Here is a 15,758-nt window from a genome sequence, read left to right as displayed (position 1 = left end):
GTGACGGTGATTCACAAAGGAAGGGTTTTGCCTTTACTTGCAACACTAGATTTTCAAAATACCACCCATGCTCGCATTCGTTACCAGCTTGGAGTAACGAGCCAGATAGCCTGTTTTTACTTTCGGCTCGAATTCTTTCCAGCCTTCTTTGCGGCGCGCCAGCTCGGCTTCATCCACGAGCAGTTGCATCGTGCGCTCCTCGAGGTCAATCGAGATGATATCTCCGTCCTGTACGAAGGCAATTGGACCGCCTTCTGCGGCTTCTGGAGACACGTGACCGATACTGATTCCGCGAGAAGCACCGGAGAAACGTCCGTCTGTAACGAGCGCGACTTCTTTACCGAGACCCATACCCACGATTTGCGAGGTAGGAGCCAGCATTTCTGGCATACCTGGTCCGCCTTTAGGACCCTCATAGCGGATGACGACAACATGACCAGATTTGATTTTGCCAGCAGCGATTCCTGCCAGAGCTTCCTCTTGGGAGTCGAAGCAGATGGCTGGACCTTCGTGTTTTTTAATAGAAGGATCGACACCGCCTGTTTTGATGATCGAGCCTTGTTCCGCCAGGTTACCGAACAGAACAGCGAGACCGCCAGAAGCGCTGTACGGGTTGTCGAGGCGACGAATGACTTGATCGTTTTTGATTTCAGCGTCAGCGATGTTTTCGCCAAGGGTTTTGCCCGTGACTGTGATACGGTCCGGATGGATCGCGCCTGCTTTTTTCGCGATTTCTTTTAGAACCGCAGATACGCCACCTGCCTCGTGGCAATCCTCGATATGATAGTCGGAGGAAGGAGCCAGCTTGCAAATATGTGGAATGCGCTTCGCTACTTCGTTGATGCGCTCGATTGGGTATTCGATACCTGCTTCTTGTGCGATAGCCAGTGTATGGAGAACGGTATTGGTTGACCCGCCCATCGCCATGTCGAGAGCGAATGCATCGTCGATTGCCTCGAGTGTCACGATGTCGCGTGGCTTAATGTCGCGCTCAATCAGATTTTTCAGTTTTTCAGCAGATGATTGTACCAGCTCGCGACGCTCTGGAGAGACAGCGAGTACGGTACCGTTGCCTGGCAGAGCCAATCCGATGGCTTCGAGCAGACAGTTCATCGAGTTCGCTGTAAACATACCGGAACAGGAACCGCAAGTCGGGCATCCATATTGCTCCAGCTCTTCGAGTTGCTGGTCGTTGATCAAGCCTGCTTGGTGAGCGCCGACACCCTCGAATACGGAGGAAAGCGAGATGGAGCGACCATCACTCGTTTTTCCGGCTTTCATAGGACCACCGGTTACAAATACGGTTGGAATGTTGACGCGAAGCGCACCCATGATCATCCCAGGCGTGATCTTGTCACAGTTTGGAATACAGATCATGCCATCAAACCAGTGAGCAGCGACAACGGTTTCCAAGCTGTCAGCGATGATCTCGCGGCTCGGGAGGGAGTAGCGCATCCCGATATGTCCCATAGCGATTCCGTCGTCAACACCAATCGTATTGAATTCGAATGGTACCATGCCAGCAGCGCGAACGGCTTCCTTGACCAGCTTTCCAAACTCCTGCAAGTGCACGTGACCTGGAATAATGTCGATGTACGAGTTGCAAATAGCGATAAACGGTTTATCGAAATCCTCATCCTTTACACCTGCTGCACGAAGCAAGCTGCGGTGTGGTGCGCGGTCGAATCCTTTTTTGATCATATCACTTCGTTGTCTGGCCAATTTGAAAAACTCCCTTCCAATACGGATCATGCCTGTCTTATGTTTTGAACTATCTTATCAATTTTTAATTACAGAAACAACCGTAAAAGTCTGAACATTCGCTCAGCCTCGGGTGGTTCGGACAGCTGCTCTCGGTTGGCATACGTTTAGGAATCATAGCGAAATCAGCTTGTTTGGGATAAAATAGAAGAATCGACTCTATTTCGTTTGGAGTGAACAAAATGTTAGATGAGTTAAAAAACATCTGGTCGGACGGGAATGAAGAGGAGCGCCGCATTCTCGAGCTGGCTGTTGCTGCCATTCATCAAAAGCGGGAACGGAATAGCGCGTTTATCTCTGGGTTTCTCGGATTAAAGGGAGAGTTCATAGACGAAGAAAGACAGTCATATCGCTTTGAATTGCCTCTGACCCCTTTTATGCACAATTCAGGGGGAGTTGTTCATGGAGGAATTCTTGCGATCTTGATCGATTCGGCGATGGGCTCCTTGATCAATCGGTCCTTGCCACCCGATCAGTATGCAGTGACAACAGAGCTAAAGCTTAATTATTTGCTTCCGGGAAAAGGGGAGCGGCTGCGCGCTGAAGCGAGCTTTTTGCATCGCGGACACACATTGGTCGTCATGGAGGGCAGTGTTTACGATGATCGGGATAGGCGGGTCGCCCACGGTACAGGAACGTTTATTGTTCTCACGAGAAATGGACGGAAATAAAAAGAACCTCGCTTCCCATCAAAAAGGTGGGAGCGAGGGGTGACGGCGTTATTTAATGACAACGAGACCGCTGTATTCCGAGATATAGGTGAGCATTTTGGTGGAAAGCGGCACGATAAACTCCATGTCTTCTTTTTCTGCGATACCGGATCGTGAAACTATCCGCGCCCACTTGGCGGTCAGCTTGTAGTAATCGGAACCAAACGAGGCGTGTACCGTCTCACTCCGATGCCGAAACGTGACTGGGCTTGTGTCCAGCTTCATCGGGACCATGCTGATGATATCCTGCAAAAACAAATGGTAGGTCGTGTGTGGCTTGAAAAAAACGAGCTCCTTTGTGGTGACAGAGAAGCCGTAGCTATTGTTCATTTGGGTGAATTTGAGTTCACCTTCCATATTTTTCAGCCGAATGAAGTCGGTGTTCATGTTTATCCCCCTCCTTCGGGTATCTCTCTATGATAGTAATCTTTCCTATACAAGTGCAAGTGGAAGGTTGTTCAAAAAAGTTGTTCCCAATGTAATAAAGGAGCGAAATGTCATGATCGAAATTGCAAAAGAAGCAGCAAGTGTCGCGGGTGCGTTTTTAAAGGAACGTTTTCTCGAACAGCTCGTGCCCGATGAGGAATTGCATAACGACGTGAAGCTGCCAGAGGATAAAGGCAGTGAACAGCGCATCATCGAAGTACTGCATCGCCACTTCCCGACACATACTATTTTTTCTGAAGAGGTCGGAATGGTTTCCCGTGAGGAAGAGTATCTGTGGATTATCGATCCTTTAGATGGAACGAATAACTATTTTATCGGCTATCCGTATTTCTCGATCTCGATTGCGTTGCAGCACAAGGGCGAGCTGGTGCTTGGCGTCGTCTACAATCCGGTAGCAGGTCAAATGTTTTGGGCGGAAAAAGGAAAAGGAGCCTATTTGAACGGAAAACGATTGAACGTCAATAACCGCCAAGACCTCACACGTGCAGTGGGGACATACATCCGTGGGCGCAACACGGTAACGAAGGAAGAAGAGATGGCTTTTACGGAACCGTTTGTATTCCAGACCAAGCGTCTCATGCGAAATATTGCGCCTGCACTGGACTGGTGCTTGCTGGCAAACGGATGGCTCGATTATATCGTGATGCAACGCTCCAATATTATGGATGTGGCCGCCGGAATTGTGATCGCCCAGGAGGCGGGTGCAATGATTACGGACTGGTCTGGAAAGCCGTATCAGCATGAACCATTCCAACAAGATCACACTCCTTCATTCGTGGCGAGCAACGGACATTTGCATGAAACCATTCGCGGTATGATTCGACAGTAACGGGAACAAAAGAAGCAGGACTTATGTCGTGCAACCAAATGTTTCGGCTTACGTATAAAATTGTTGCGAATGATTTGTGATTCTGGCATAGGTAAAAGAGGTGAGAAAAATGGCACGACTGGAATATCGGCTGCTGGATGAGGCGAGGGGATACCCTGTTCAGTTTTACTATGACAACGTGGACAAAGATGAGGTCTCCTTGCGTTTCGCTTGCGATTATTTGGTGAAAGGGCATGTCGTTTATGAAAAGACGTCCTGTGCAATCGAAAACGGTACGTATGTCATTTACGTCAAGCGCTCAACAGAAGAGCAAGCTGTCGATTATGCGGAGGCTGTATCTGCACGCTGGGGCAGCATCCAGATCGAAATGCGTGAATATCAAGAAAATGCAAGCGTTTATCCGCTCGTACACACGTTTTATTTCAAGGACGATGACGATGCTCTCTTGCATTTGCAAAGTGACTACTTGTATGTGAATGGACGCGAATGGGAGAAGACATCGGCCGAGGTGGATGAAGATCGGCAGGTTTATGTTTACTACGCGAAGCTAGTGTAGGAGGAAGAAAATGGCACAAACGAAATCGAAGAAGGTAGTCGGTCTGTTCGTCGCAGCTGCACTTGCGGTCAGCGGTTGTTCTTCCGGGGACGACTATGATGATGATTGCTACGATAACGACAATGACGGCTATTGTGACGATAACAGCAGTGGGGGTTCAAGCTCTACTTACAGGTCTTACAAGAGCAAATCCGGAGTATCGAGTGGGATAAGCACGAGCAGCTCCAAGGGCGGTATCGGCAGCTCGGGCTATTCCAGCTCCGGGTGAGGTGAGGGAAATGGAAGCCCATAACCAACGAGAACGTGAGGCGCTGTACGGCCCGATGCGGGAAGAGGGCGTATTTACCTGGGATTGGATGTATGGCGAGGAGTATGCGCTATATGATATCCACCTGATCTCTCCCGCTTTTCGAGAAGAAATCGCGATGGCAACCGAGCGGCTTGGGCAAATCTTTACCAAGGTCGTTCCCGTATTGCAGCGTGCAGAGGACTCCCTGTTGTTAGAACTAGGAGTGCCAATGCAGGCATTACAGGCAGTCAGGGTCGTCGCTTCCCAAACGGTGCCGACTGTGATTGGACGCTTTGATTTTGCCAAGACGACAGAAGGATTGAAGATGCTCGAGTGCAACAGCGATACCCCTACCGGAATCGTGGAGGCTTTTTATGTGAATGGCCGTGCTTGTCGCCATTTCCTGCGCGAGGACCCGAATGAAGGGATGGAGCGGCAGTTGCGTTCGGCATTCAGTAAGGTGTTCGACGCCTATCGGGCGCAAGGCTATGATACAGATTCTATCTGGTTTAGCTCGCTCGACTGGCATGAGGAAGACAAGGGAACGACGTTGTACTTACTGGACCAATCAGGTCTGCCTGCCCGGTTTGCTGCTTTGGAGCATTTGCGTGTTTGGCAAGATCGTCTCTATGTAAAGGAGAATGAGGAGCTATTGCCAGTCGATGTGCTGTACCGCCTGCATGCTTTGGAAAAACTGGCGGTAGAACAGGATGAAGATGGCTATCCGACAGGTGAGCATGTGCTCTCGCTGATTGCCCGCAAAAAGCTGGCCATTATTAATCCTCCTTCTGCGTTTCTCATTCAGACGAAGGCTTTGCAGGCGCTCATCTGGAACTTGCATGAGGTGAATGAGTTTTTCACCGAAGAAGAGCACGCGATCATCGAAGCTTACATGCTGCCGACTTATTTTGAAAATCGGTTTGCAGGCAGGGAGGACTACGTCACGAAGCCGATTTTTGGGCGGGAAGGTGGAGGTGTCATGCTGTTTGCAGCAGATGGTACGCTGCAAGAGAAGGATCAGGAAGAGTTTTACTGGGAGCAGCCGATGATTTATCAGAAACGGGTAGAGCTTCCAGAGATAACGGTTCAGACGATGAAGGGAGCATATGCTGGACGGCTGCTCTGGGGGTCCTTTTGGATCGGTACAGAGGCATCGGCCATTGTAGCTCGTGTCGGAGGACCGATAACAAACAACCTATCCTATTATTTGCCGGTCGGCATAGACAAGTAGCGAAAGGAGAGGACAACGTACATGTTGGGACAATTGGATTACGTAGTAAACTTTTTAGCGTATTTGGCAGTGACCATTCCCATATTGGCTGTAGGGATTTTTGTGTTTACGATTACGACTCCTTACAAAGAGTTTGATCTGATCAAGCAGGGAGCACAGACTGATGATCCGAAGAAAATGGCAGCGGCAAAAGCAGCTTCGCACGATTTGGGAGGGAAAATCATCGGTTTGGCAATCGTCCTCGCTTCGGCTGTATACCACTCGGTTAACTTGTGGGATTTGGTCATCTGGGGTATTGTAGGAATGGTATTTCAAGTCATCGTTTTTTATTTGTTCGAATGGATCACACCATTTAAAGTCGTGTCTGAAATTCCGAACGGAAACGTATCCGTCGGTATTTTCGCTTCGCGGTTGAGTATTGCCGCGGGCTTGTTGATGGCTGCGCTGATCAGTTACTAAGCATGGAAAGAGGCGTTCACCTTCGAAGTCTGGTGCTCATGTAGGTTCTCTACATTTGGCTCCTCCCGCTTCAGGTTTCCGCCTCTTTTTCGATGCGGAACGTGATCATATTTTGAATAGGCACTTATGAGCACAGGGAGGAGTCTTTTTGTTCTGGCGCGTCATGTATGAGATTTTTATCATTATGCTTGTGATTACGTATGCGATCCTGTTGTTCGCAGACTTCTCTAACCATCCTCTCTTGACGGATGAACTGATGGACAAGGTAGACACTTGGCTGATCATCATGCTGATTGTCGAGTATTTGGTCCGGCTATGGAGGGCGAAAGACAAGCGGAAATTCGTCTTGGCCAACTGGTTCGATCTGATTGCAATGATTCCATTGGACTCTTATTTGTATTTAGCCAGAATCATGCGCGTGCTCCGGCTGGTACGCATCGTGCGCGCTTCACCGTTTTTGTTGGGAATCATTCGTTCAGGTCCGATGCGTCAAGTATTTGGTGTCGTCACGATTATCATGTTGTGGAGCTCGACTGCGATTTATTTGCTGGAATACGGTGTAAATGAGAATATCAAAAGCTTTCCTGATGCGTTGTGGTGGTCGATTGTGACAACCACGACAGTCGGCTACGGTGATATTTCGCCTGTGACCTCAGGTGGAAGAATCATGGCCGCGATCTTGATGATAACAGGGATCGGAATGCTGGGAGCCTTGACGGCGAATTTTGCTACGCATTGGACAGAGACACATGAAAGCAAAAGCCCAGATGAGAAAGATCGCTTGACCGAGGAGATCAAAAAGCAGACGATCACAAATATCCGACAGATCGAAAACTTGACCGAGCGAGAGTATGAGACGCTCAAAGAAAGTATGGATTTGTTGTACCGTCGAACGAGGAAAAAGAGTGAGGAATAAGCGGAGAGCTGTCATGCATTAGGCCTGACAGCTTTTTTCTTCTCCATTTTGAATCACTTTCATAATGTTTAAAAAGCTGCGTAGGAAGAAGTTCATTTCCAGTCCAAGCGCCTCTGGAGCCCGACTAAGCGTAGGAATAAATGGCGGGGGTTTTCAGCTTCGCTTATGAAATCCTTCTTCGAAACTTCGACGTTCGAAGCGCTCCCGCCATTTATGTTCGAGAAAAATAAAGTCTTAGACTGTACTTGTTGATTTGAGGCGGTTTTCATCATCATAATTCAATTGCATTCGAAAAATAAGTTGTAGACTGGAACACTTTTCCGGAGAGTCTAAAAACATTATTTTTACTTTTATGAAATTAGTATTTTCGGCATTCAATCTACAGCATTATTTTACCGAGTCTAATACAACGGTTTGTGGAGTAAGGATTTCCCCTGTCTCGTGGTCAACATTCTGCTCTACATCTCACCCACCTCCAAGAAAAAAAGCACCAGAGCGGTGCTTTTTTTCTTAGTTTGATGTGTCGATCTCTAGTATTTCGAAGGTACCTGAATTACTTCCAACGAACACTTTGTTATCGGCTACTCTAACCGATCTTTTACCAAAACCACTCGTAGTGAACTTTAAACCCATTTTAGAAACAACTTTAATGTTGTTATTGTTTTCTATTTTGATTAATGATGTACTGCTACCGCCCTCATCCAGAACTACAGCATAGTTATCAGCAACAGCCTCAACGGTTGTCCAAATTTTTGAATTTGTACTATCAATTAAACCTTCTTTAATAAATTTCCCTTCTTTATCAAAAAGCAAGTATCGCCCACCTGTACCAACTGCTAAAATTTTATCATTAGAAAGTCTGGTTACATCTTTAATATTGTATAATTTATCACCACCACCAGAGGAAATTAATTTTCCATTTTCATTTATTACTGCGTACTCACCTTTACTACCTGCCATGAATATATTCCCGTTTTCAAGTTCTTCTACATCAAAGATTGAATTCAAACCATTACCATGTACCCACGTACCAGACCGAATAATACTTAACGAAGAATTCATTATGGTATAGTAACCAGTTTGCTGAACCATAACAATGTTCCCATTTTTAAGTTGCGTAACTCCCGTTATATATTCGGCTCTAGTTAACTGACCTCTAGTAATTTCATCGCCAGATGATGTTGCAAGTATCCACTTACCGACATTCCCTACTAATAAAATATTTCCATCTTCCAAAGTTTTCATATCATTTATTGACATGGCCGGTTGTGTATACATTGCAGTTGTATATGCTTGTCCAGTATTTGCGTCTAATATTACATATCTTCCATCTGTTCCTGCTGCGATAATGTTTCCATTTGCGGTTATTTCAGCACAATTGATGCTCTTATTGACATGCTCCCATTTTCCACCTGCTACCGAGGTTATTGTAGCCGCACTAGCTTCCAACGGAAAAGTTAATAAAAAAGCACTAACGAGGAATTTTGCTACATTTTTTTTAAAGTTCATCTCATTCTCCCCTTTATATTTCTTTTTTGATAATACCATTTTATGGATTATACCACCTAATTACATTTTTTGAATTTATTGGTAATGAATTAAGGTTCCACTTAACTCATTTACATACAAACCATTGACACAGTAGTTTATTACAGAAAGGTGTAGCCCATGAACACTTATAACAGTCATGTTTTTTGTCCAGTTTCGGTACTGATTCCTCGATCTTCCTCATGGTCTTCTCTCCATAGAAAAAGCCACCCGTTTAACTGGATGGCTCCCATTTCACAATGTTTACTTCCTAACTTTCACTACATAATCCTCTACTAACCTTAATAAAATCTTGACCATCTTCAAAATGTAAACCTTCTCATACTAGGTTCAAATGAATTGTTCTATTTCGCTCCATCTTTCTTGATTGTAGCTTTCTAGTAGCGCTTGTAACGATCATAAATCCCTTTGAAGTTAATCATCAAAATTATTATTTAAAAATATTTACATAATTTACTAAAAGAGGTAATCTGTCAATTATAAAAGAAATTTACTAGGAGGTTATCTAATGAAAAATGTAAAAAAAACATTATTGTCTTTAATTGCATTAGGTACGTTAGCAATACCGTCCATGGCGTATGCAGATGGATATCATGCAAGAAGTGTAACCTATGGGAATTACCAAGCTATTAATGGATTTTTAAAGATTCCTTCCTCATATGCTGGCAACGAAAAACCATCGATAGAAGCTTACCCAGAGATGTTTTTTGGAATGTATAACAAAGAGAATAAGGGATTTGATATAGGTCTAGCTTATGGTCTAAATGGAAAGAGAGAATGGAGATTAGTTTTTTGGAGTTCTCCGGAAGCTTATGCAGATCAATGGGCATCAAGTGATCATGCGGTGCCCAAAGTAAAACCAAATGATGAATTACAAGTGCAGGCAACTGTCTTGAAGAAGAATAATGCATATTACGCACAAGCAGATGTATACAAAAATGGCTCTTGGATTGATGGCTTTGAAGTACCGATTAACGCTGATTGGGCAGCAGATTTCTTAGCTAACGGTGGAAATTTTAACCGCGAATTAAATATAGCTGCTAATTCCTCGTTTGACATTTATACCAAAAGTGGAGCATACTTCAATAATGCACAATGGGGGAAAACATGGCTTATTAAAGATATAAACAACTCAGATAGTTGGACTGGATGGACTACCGATATATCCCAAAATTACGAGCAAGGTCCTGATGAGGGAGGAAGCGACCTAAAAGGTTCCAAAGTATTCACAACACAAACTGTTAAAGACGGGTTTATTATTGATATTGTTTCAATGAACTTTAGAAAGTAAGTATTCAATCTTTAGGAGTTAAAAGATTTGGCTACTTTATTTTCATTGAACACCTATCTGATTGATAGAAGCCGCAAGGGGTTTACGACAAGAGCATAGCAAAACAAAAAGTGACCCCTCTAGGCCACTTTTTGTTTGTTTCATTTTATCTGTTATGCGTATCGTATCCTTGCCATTCATAAGCATTGCCCAAAATTTCAAGAGGGACTTTATAGTCATTCATGTTGTGACCACGCAACTTAGATTTATGATAGACCGGATACCCATTATCTACTTCAAGCTTTTAAACCTCGGAAGGAAGAGACTCTGTAATTTCCTCGTTGGAGCCTGGCCAAACACCTCCCATTTTAAGTGTATCCACACCATCTTCACGACACCCCAGTTTGTGTACCTCTATACTCGGTCCATGCCATTCCATTCCACCTTTCACAAGGTTTAACGAATTATGTGGATTCGTGTTTTTCCCACTCTGCTCCTTTATCCAAGATGTTGCAGACAGACTGGCAGGATATTGGCTTGAGAACGGATTGGCGAGGAAAAATTCAACGAAGAATGAAAGGGCTATCGGATAGCCCCTTCAGCTTATTCGGGGCTCACTTTGATCGGCTTCCTTCAAATGCGTTTGTTACAAGATCATGCATATAGGATTCATTTAACTCATCCCCGGTTACAAGGAGGCGATAAAAAATCGGTCCATAAACAAGATCGATACATAATTCAAAATCCAGATTCTCTTTCAAATCTCCTCGCTTTATTCCTGTCTCAAAAAGATCTTTTGCCTGCATACGTCTGGGCTGGAAAAACCGCTCTCGATATTCCAGTGCCAAATTGGAATCCAGCTGCCCTTCTCCTATTAACTCTTTGATTATGTTTCCCTCTCTACTATATAGATCATCACCATATCTCTATATGCTTGAAACAGATTGTGGAGCTATCCAATCAAGGACTCGAAAGAATCGAAGGGAAGTCTTCGACACTACAATAATTGTGGTGTCTTTTTACTTTTTCTAGGAAATTTTCTACTGTTTCCACCATAAAATCCGAATACCCCGATTTAACGGTTCGTCACAGATAGTTATTTTACAAGGATAGATCCATTTAACAGTTCGTAAGAGAAGCCATGTTCAGTCTAACACTTTATTTTCTAGTCTAAATCTATATTTTTACAGAACAATTTATTCTGAAGCGGACAGTCAATCCCCCCTAGGAGGGCGTAGGCCGAAGCGTAGACTGGAAATGAACTTCTTCCCTCCACAACAGCATCGTCCCAAACCACTATGTTCAAGTGAAATATGATTTTGTTATTGACGAGGCAATCCATCCCAATTATAATTCCGAGTAAACATATATGAATTACAAAAATAAGTTTGGATAAAGGGGTTATCCGATGGCGAAAACAGCGGTTTTGGTAATTGCTCACGGTTCACCCGATCCTGACTGGTTGGCGTTGGTGGAATCAGCCGTATGGCAGTGCCGCACTGATTTGCCAATTCGGGTAGCTTACTTGGGAGGAGTGGAAGGACGAAGCATCAGCGATGAAGTGAATCGTCTGGAAGCATCAGGAGCCACAACAATTGTCGTCGTTCCCCTATTCGCCACGGCAGGAAGCAATCACGTAGGGGAAATCCGCGCGATGCTTGGACTAGACCCATGGCCTACAGGAGAGACAGACCTGATTCGCGTTCCGGTTCAGGCAAGAATTCTCTGGTGTCCGCCATTGGAGGATCACGGAAACGTCGAGCAGATCGTGGCAGAGCGAATCGCAAGTCTATCGCGCGTGCCTAGTCGGGAGGCTTTGTTGCTCGTCGGGCACGGCAGTGACTTGCCTGGATGTCATGAGCGCTGGGAAAAGCTGCTCTTGCGTCTGACATTCCGCTTGCAAAACCGCTATGCATTTGCTGCTGCCGGATATGCGACACTGAGGCCCGATACGCTGTACGAACAAGCCTGTTCACTGGCACAAAAAGGGGATGTCCTCGTGCTTCCTTTGTTCGTCAGCCAGGGCTACTTCACGCGACAAGCAATCCCGAAACGGCTCGCGGGCTTGGCTTATCGCTATGAGGGTAGTGCGTACTTGCCCCATCCACTGATTGCGGACTGGATGAGCCAATCGATTCGAATGGCATTGGTAACGGACATCTTTACACAAAGGAGCATGTACGAGCATGGCAGAGAGAAAGCAGTGGAAGTGGGCTGCTGATTGGAAAAGAAGCCGCTCGGACGCCAAGGAGTCGGGTTCGTAGTGGAAACCTCTACGTTTGCTTAAAACGGCCAAGACTCTTCCTGTGAAGGAACAATGCAGCAAGGAGGACGGATTCGCAATGAACACAGGCAGAGTCGTTTTTGTCGGAGCAGGGCCTGGTGACCCAAAGCTACTGACGATTCGCGGCATGGAGTCGCTTCGTCTTGCGGATGTGATTGTGTACGATCGTCTAGCAAACCCGCAGCTTCTCTCGTACGCAAAAAAGGGAGCCACCCTCATCTATTGCGGGAAAGAGGCCGATCATCATACATTGCCACAAGAAGAGATCAACCTTCTGCTCATCCGGGAAGCCCAAAAAGGGAAATACGTCGTTCGTCTGAAAGGCGGCGATCCGAGCATGTTCGGGCGGGTAGGAGAGGAAGCGCAGATGTGCCGCGACTATTCTATTCCGTTTGAGATCGTCCCAGGGATTACTTCCGGGATGGCGGCTCCGCTCTACGCAGGTATTCCGCTGACGCATCGTGACTACAACTCTTCCGTCGCTTTTGTCACCGGTCACCTGTGTGAAAAAAATGCAGGAAAGGAGCCGGACTGGGCAGCCCTCGCTTCGATGGAAACGTTGGTCATCTACATGGGTGTGAAAAATCTGCCTCGCATAAGGGAGCGCCTTCTTGCGCATGGAAAAGACGCCAATACGCCCGTTGCTCTCGTGCGCTGGGGGACGGTGCGTGAGCAGGAGACGTTGATCGGCAAGCTTGGGACGATAGATAAGGAAGTCGAGCAGGCTCGTTTTGCCGCCCCCGCGATCATTATCATAGGTGAGGTTGTCCGTCTGCGGGAATCACTGAACTGGTACGAATCACGCCCCTTGTTCGGTCAACGGGTAGCCGTTGCAAGAAGAGTGAACGATGAAGGAAATAGCGAGCTCGTGATTGCCTTGGAGCAGTTGGGCGCCGAAGTCATGCCGATTCGTTTGGTCGAGCACTGCACGCTTGACACACCATTGACGGAGCTTGCCACTTATCGTTGGCTCGTCTTCGAGAATGAGCAGCAAGTATCCTTTTTTACTTCTGTTTTGCGACAACAGCGTTATGATGTACGGCGCTTGACGAGCAAGCTGGCTGTTTGTGGACAACGGACTTCTGAGGCTTTCGAGAAACAGGGGATTTATCCGGACTTGATGCTGGATGAAAATACATCTCTGCTGGCACTCCCTGACCTGCTTGCCTTGGAAAAAGAAGAGCAAGTGCTTTACGCAGGGGAGCGGAAGCCGCAAAAAATCACGCTGGACCACGGCAAGGCGATTCACGTGATCCAAGCCGGCACGCTCGTATGGGATGGGAAGGATCTTCGTGCGAAAAAGGATGGATGCTCATTTGACTCGCTAGCGACGGATGATGTCTATACGCTGTCAGCGCTGGCGCAATTCGCTGGCGATGCCTGGTCAAAGACACCGATTGTATGTGTCGGAAAGGAAACAGCAGTTGCAGCGAGAGAAATGGGCTGGCAATCCGTGAGCAGTCATGAAGATCACGCGATCCATATAAACGAGCTGAAGGAGATCGTACGCTGAATGATCAAGGAGGGGGCATATGAGCCAACTGAATTATGCGTCAGCGACAGAGGAACAACTCGCTTCTATCAATAATCATCTCACAAAGGGCGACACCATAGACGTCATCAAATGGGCATACAAGACGTTTTCAGATGATTTGATTTATTCGTGTAGCTTTGGGGCCGAAGCCATGGTGCTGCTCGATATGATCAGCGATGTGAAAAAGGATGCCAAGGTCACCTTTTTGGATACCAATCTCCACTTTTTCGAGACGTACAGCTTGATTGAGCGGGTTAGAGCGAGGTATCCCGCGCTGAGGATAACGGTCAAGCAGCCGGACATCACGCTGGCCCAGCAGGCACACCTCCATGGCGAAGAATTGTGGAGTAGGCAGCCGGATATGTGCTGCCATATCCGCAAGGTACAGCCGATGGAAGATGTGCTGACCGGAGCGGTTGCATGGATGTCAGGACTACGCAGAGAGCAGTCTGCCACGAGAGCGAATGTCGGGTTTATCAACCGCGATGAAAAATTCCAGTCACTAAAAATTTGCCCGCTCATCCATTGGAAGTCGGAAGAAGTGTGGCAATACATCCGAGCATTTGAATTGCCGTACAATCCGCTTCACGACCAGAGCTATCCGAGCATCGGCTGCGCTCCTTGTACACGTCCTGTAAAAGAGGGCGAGGATTCGAGGGCAGGACGCTGGGCGCAAGCAGGGAAAACGGAATGCGGCCTGCATCTCGCAAGGTAGCGAAAGAGAAGAACAAACCAAGGATAGGAGGGGCTTTTGTATGAGTGGGAAACCTCACGGGGGAGAGCTGGTAAACCGTTTTGATCCACAGGCAGACCTGTCGGTGACTACGCATGAGGTGGAGATAGATGCATTTGCACTCGCAGATCTGGAGTTAATCGGGATTGGGGGCTATAGTCCGCTTACCGGATTTTTGAATCGGGAGGATTATATATCCGTCGTTGAGCAGATGCGGCTGGCAGATGGTACCGTTTGGAGCATTCCAATTACACTTCCGGTCTCGACCACTGTCGCAGGAGCCTTGCAGATCAAAGACAAGGTGCGATTGAGCCATCGAGGCTTAGTCTACGGCATTCTTGAAATCACTGATATTTATTCACCTGACAAGGAGCGAGAAGCCCGCCTCGTCTATGGCACCGACGATACGAATCATCCTGGGGTGAAAAAGCTGCTGGAGCGTCCCTCTGTTTATTTGGCTGGCCCGATTACGCTGGTAAAGCGCACTGAAAAAGGGCGTTTTGCCAGCTATCACTTCGATCCGGCACAAACGAGAGAAAGATTTGCCGAGAAGGGCTGGAAAACGATTGTCGGCTTTCAGACACGCAACCCAGTCCACCGTGCGCATGAATACATCCAGAAGTCAGCTCTCGAAATCGTCGATGGTCTGTTTTTGAATCCTCTTGTGGGCGAAACGAAGGCAGATGACATCCCTGCTGATGTGCGGATGAACAGCTATCAGGTATTGCTGGAAAAATACTATCCGGCTACCCGGGTAGAGTTGGCTGTTTTCCCGGCTGCCATGCGTTATGCGGGACCACGGGAAGCGATTTTTCATGCTTTGGTGAGGAAAAATTACGGCTGCACACATTTTATTGTAGGTCGGGACCACGCTGGTGTTGGCAACTACTACGGGACGTACGATGCCCAGCATATTTTCCGCCAATTCCAGCCGGAGGAGCTAGGGATTACGCCGTTATTTTTCGAGAACAGCTTTTATTGCAAGAGCTGCGGAAACATGGCCTCTACCAAAACGTGTCCGCATGATAGCGAGCATCATGTCGCGCTGTCCGGGACGAAGGTGAGGGAAATGCTGTCGCGCGGAGAGGCTCCACCACCTGAATTTAGCCGTCCTGAGGTTGCGCGGGTATTGATCGAAGGGCTGCGACCTGTGTCCGTTTAATCGGCGAGAAGAAAGCGGTTGATAGAGAG

The 15,758-nt window shown here is 47.0% G+C and carries 15 protein-coding genes and 1 pseudogene; 12 read left to right on the top strand and 4 right to left on the bottom strand.

What is annotated here, in order from left to right:
• Nucleotides 1-45: 45 nt before the first annotated feature.
• Nucleotides 46-1,722 carry a dihydroxy-acid dehydratase gene (gene ilvD / locus HP401_RS25085; protein ID WP_142497819.1) on the bottom strand — a complete coding sequence of 559 codons (1,677 nt, stop codon included), beginning with the start codon at nucleotides 1,720-1,722 and terminating at the stop codon, nucleotides 46-48.
• Nucleotides 1,723-1,943: 221 nt separating this feature from the next.
• Between ilvD and HP401_RS25080 the strand changes: the two genes are divergently transcribed.
• Nucleotides 1,944-2,432 carry a PaaI family thioesterase gene (locus HP401_RS25080; RefSeq protein WP_015892519.1) on the top strand — a complete coding sequence of 163 codons (489 nt, stop codon included), beginning with the start codon at nucleotides 1,944-1,946 and terminating at the stop codon, nucleotides 2,430-2,432.
• Nucleotides 2,433-2,480: 48 nt separating this feature from the next.
• On the opposite strand, the gene HP401_RS25075 is transcribed toward HP401_RS25080, so the two are convergent.
• Nucleotides 2,481-2,858, bottom strand: coding sequence for a hypothetical protein (locus HP401_RS25075; protein ID WP_016743021.1), 378 nt, complete (start codon nucleotides 2,856-2,858; stop codon nucleotides 2,481-2,483).
• A gap of 112 nt (nucleotides 2,859-2,970) precedes the next feature.
• Between HP401_RS25075 and HP401_RS25070 the strand changes: the two genes are divergently transcribed.
• From HP401_RS25070 to HP401_RS25045, 6 genes are all read left to right on the top strand, one after another.
• The gene (locus HP401_RS25070; protein WP_173606984.1) at nucleotides 2,971-3,747 is read left to right on the top strand and encodes an inositol monophosphatase family protein; all 777 of its coding nucleotides are present in this window, start codon (nucleotides 2,971-2,973) and stop codon (nucleotides 3,745-3,747) included.
• Between the two features lie 109 nt (nucleotides 3,748-3,856).
• Nucleotides 3,857-4,303 carry a hypothetical protein gene (locus HP401_RS25065; protein WP_173606983.1) on the top strand — a complete coding sequence of 149 codons (447 nt, stop codon included), beginning with the start codon at nucleotides 3,857-3,859 and terminating at the stop codon, nucleotides 4,301-4,303.
• Between the two features lie 10 nt (nucleotides 4,304-4,313).
• Entirely contained in the window at nucleotides 4,314-4,571 is a 258-nt protein-coding gene (locus HP401_RS25060) for a hypothetical protein (protein ID WP_087346303.1), read from the top strand.
• 10 nt (nucleotides 4,572-4,581) lie between these two features.
• On the top strand, nucleotides 4,582-5,823 hold the full coding sequence (locus tag HP401_RS25055; RefSeq protein ID WP_173606982.1) for a glutathionylspermidine synthase family protein: 1,242 nt from the start codon (nucleotides 4,582-4,584) through the stop codon (nucleotides 5,821-5,823).
• A 21-nt stretch (nucleotides 5,824-5,844) separates the two neighbouring features.
• Nucleotides 5,845-6,282, top strand: coding sequence for a DUF350 domain-containing protein (locus HP401_RS25050; protein ID WP_015892514.1), 438 nt, complete (start codon nucleotides 5,845-5,847; stop codon nucleotides 6,280-6,282).
• Between the two features lie 148 nt (nucleotides 6,283-6,430).
• The gene (locus HP401_RS25045; RefSeq protein WP_064201131.1) at nucleotides 6,431-7,198 is read left to right on the top strand and encodes a potassium channel family protein; all 768 of its coding nucleotides are present in this window, start codon (nucleotides 6,431-6,433) and stop codon (nucleotides 7,196-7,198) included.
• 510 nt (nucleotides 7,199-7,708) lie between these two features.
• Here the strand turns inward: HP401_RS25045 and HP401_RS25040 are convergent.
• On the bottom strand, nucleotides 7,709-8,707 hold the full coding sequence (locus HP401_RS25040) for an SMP-30/gluconolactonase/LRE family protein (protein WP_173606981.1): 999 nt from the start codon (nucleotides 8,705-8,707) through the stop codon (nucleotides 7,709-7,711).
• A 547-nt stretch (nucleotides 8,708-9,254) separates the two neighbouring features.
• Between HP401_RS25040 and HP401_RS25035 the strand changes: the two genes are divergently transcribed.
• Nucleotides 9,255-10,037, top strand: coding sequence for a hypothetical protein (locus tag HP401_RS25035; protein ID WP_173606980.1), 783 nt, complete (start codon nucleotides 9,255-9,257; stop codon nucleotides 10,035-10,037).
• Nucleotides 10,038-10,630: 593 nt separating this feature from the next.
• On the opposite strand, the pseudogene HP401_RS25030 reads toward HP401_RS25035, so the two are convergent.
• Nucleotides 10,631-10,927 (bottom strand): annotated as a pseudogene (locus HP401_RS25030) (TetR-like C-terminal domain-containing protein); the annotation flags it as partial.
• A gap of 497 nt (nucleotides 10,928-11,424) precedes the next feature.
• Here HP401_RS25030 and HP401_RS25025 point away from each other — a divergent pair.
• From HP401_RS25025 to sat, 4 genes are all read left to right on the top strand, one after another.
• Nucleotides 11,425-12,237, top strand: a complete 813-nt coding sequence (locus HP401_RS25025; protein WP_173606979.1) for a sirohydrochlorin chelatase — start codon at nucleotides 11,425-11,427, stop codon at nucleotides 12,235-12,237.
• A gap of 121 nt (nucleotides 12,238-12,358) precedes the next feature.
• Nucleotides 12,359-13,813, top strand: a complete 1,455-nt coding sequence (gene cobA / locus HP401_RS25020; protein WP_254457181.1) for a uroporphyrinogen-III C-methyltransferase — start codon at nucleotides 12,359-12,361, stop codon at nucleotides 13,811-13,813.
• A 19-nt stretch (nucleotides 13,814-13,832) separates the two neighbouring features.
• The gene (locus HP401_RS25015; RefSeq protein ID WP_254457180.1) at nucleotides 13,833-14,549 is read left to right on the top strand and encodes a phosphoadenylyl-sulfate reductase; all 717 of its coding nucleotides are present in this window, start codon (nucleotides 13,833-13,835) and stop codon (nucleotides 14,547-14,549) included.
• A gap of 40 nt (nucleotides 14,550-14,589) precedes the next feature.
• Entirely contained in the window at nucleotides 14,590-15,729 is a 1,140-nt protein-coding gene (gene sat, locus HP401_RS25010; RefSeq protein ID WP_173606978.1) for a sulfate adenylyltransferase, read from the top strand.
• Nucleotides 15,730-15,758: the final 29 nt, after the last annotated feature.

Source organism: Brevibacillus sp. HB2.2 (genome assembly GCF_013284275.1).
GTDB lineage: Bacteria > Bacillota > Bacilli > Brevibacillales > Brevibacillaceae > Brevibacillus > Brevibacillus brevis_D.
Note: the sequence above shows the minus strand (reverse complement) of the source record. Positions and strands in the feature narration are given on the sequence as shown.

Coding starts and splice junctions, on each gene's coding strand:
- HP401_RS25080 (WP_015892519.1), top strand. CDS start 1,944: ATGTTAGATGAGTTAAAAAACATCTGGTCGGACGGGAATGAAGAGGAG.
- HP401_RS25075 (WP_016743021.1), bottom strand. CDS start 2,858: ATGAACACCGACTTCATTCGGCTGAAAAATATGGAAGGTGAACTCAAA.
- HP401_RS25070 (WP_173606984.1), top strand. CDS start 2,971: ATGATCGAAATTGCAAAAGAAGCAGCAAGTGTCGCGGGTGCGTTTTTA.
- HP401_RS25065 (WP_173606983.1), top strand. CDS start 3,857: ATGGCACGACTGGAATATCGGCTGCTGGATGAGGCGAGGGGATACCCT.
- HP401_RS25060 (WP_087346303.1), top strand. CDS start 4,314: ATGGCACAAACGAAATCGAAGAAGGTAGTCGGTCTGTTCGTCGCAGCT.
- HP401_RS25055 (WP_173606982.1), top strand. CDS start 4,582: ATGGAAGCCCATAACCAACGAGAACGTGAGGCGCTGTACGGCCCGATG.
- HP401_RS25050 (WP_015892514.1), top strand. CDS start 5,845: ATGTTGGGACAATTGGATTACGTAGTAAACTTTTTAGCGTATTTGGCA.
- HP401_RS25040 (WP_173606981.1), bottom strand. CDS start 8,707: ATGAACTTTAAAAAAAATGTAGCAAAATTCCTCGTTAGTGCTTTTTTA.
- HP401_RS25035 (WP_173606980.1), top strand. CDS start 9,255: ATGAAAAATGTAAAAAAAACATTATTGTCTTTAATTGCATTAGGTACG.
- HP401_RS25025 (WP_173606979.1), top strand. CDS start 11,425: ATGGCGAAAACAGCGGTTTTGGTAATTGCTCACGGTTCACCCGATCCT.
- cobA (WP_254457181.1), top strand. CDS start 12,359: ATGAACACAGGCAGAGTCGTTTTTGTCGGAGCAGGGCCTGGTGACCCA.
- HP401_RS25015 (WP_254457180.1), top strand. CDS start 13,833: ATGAGCCAACTGAATTATGCGTCAGCGACAGAGGAACAACTCGCTTCT.
- sat (WP_173606978.1), top strand. CDS start 14,590: ATGAGTGGGAAACCTCACGGGGGAGAGCTGGTAAACCGTTTTGATCCA.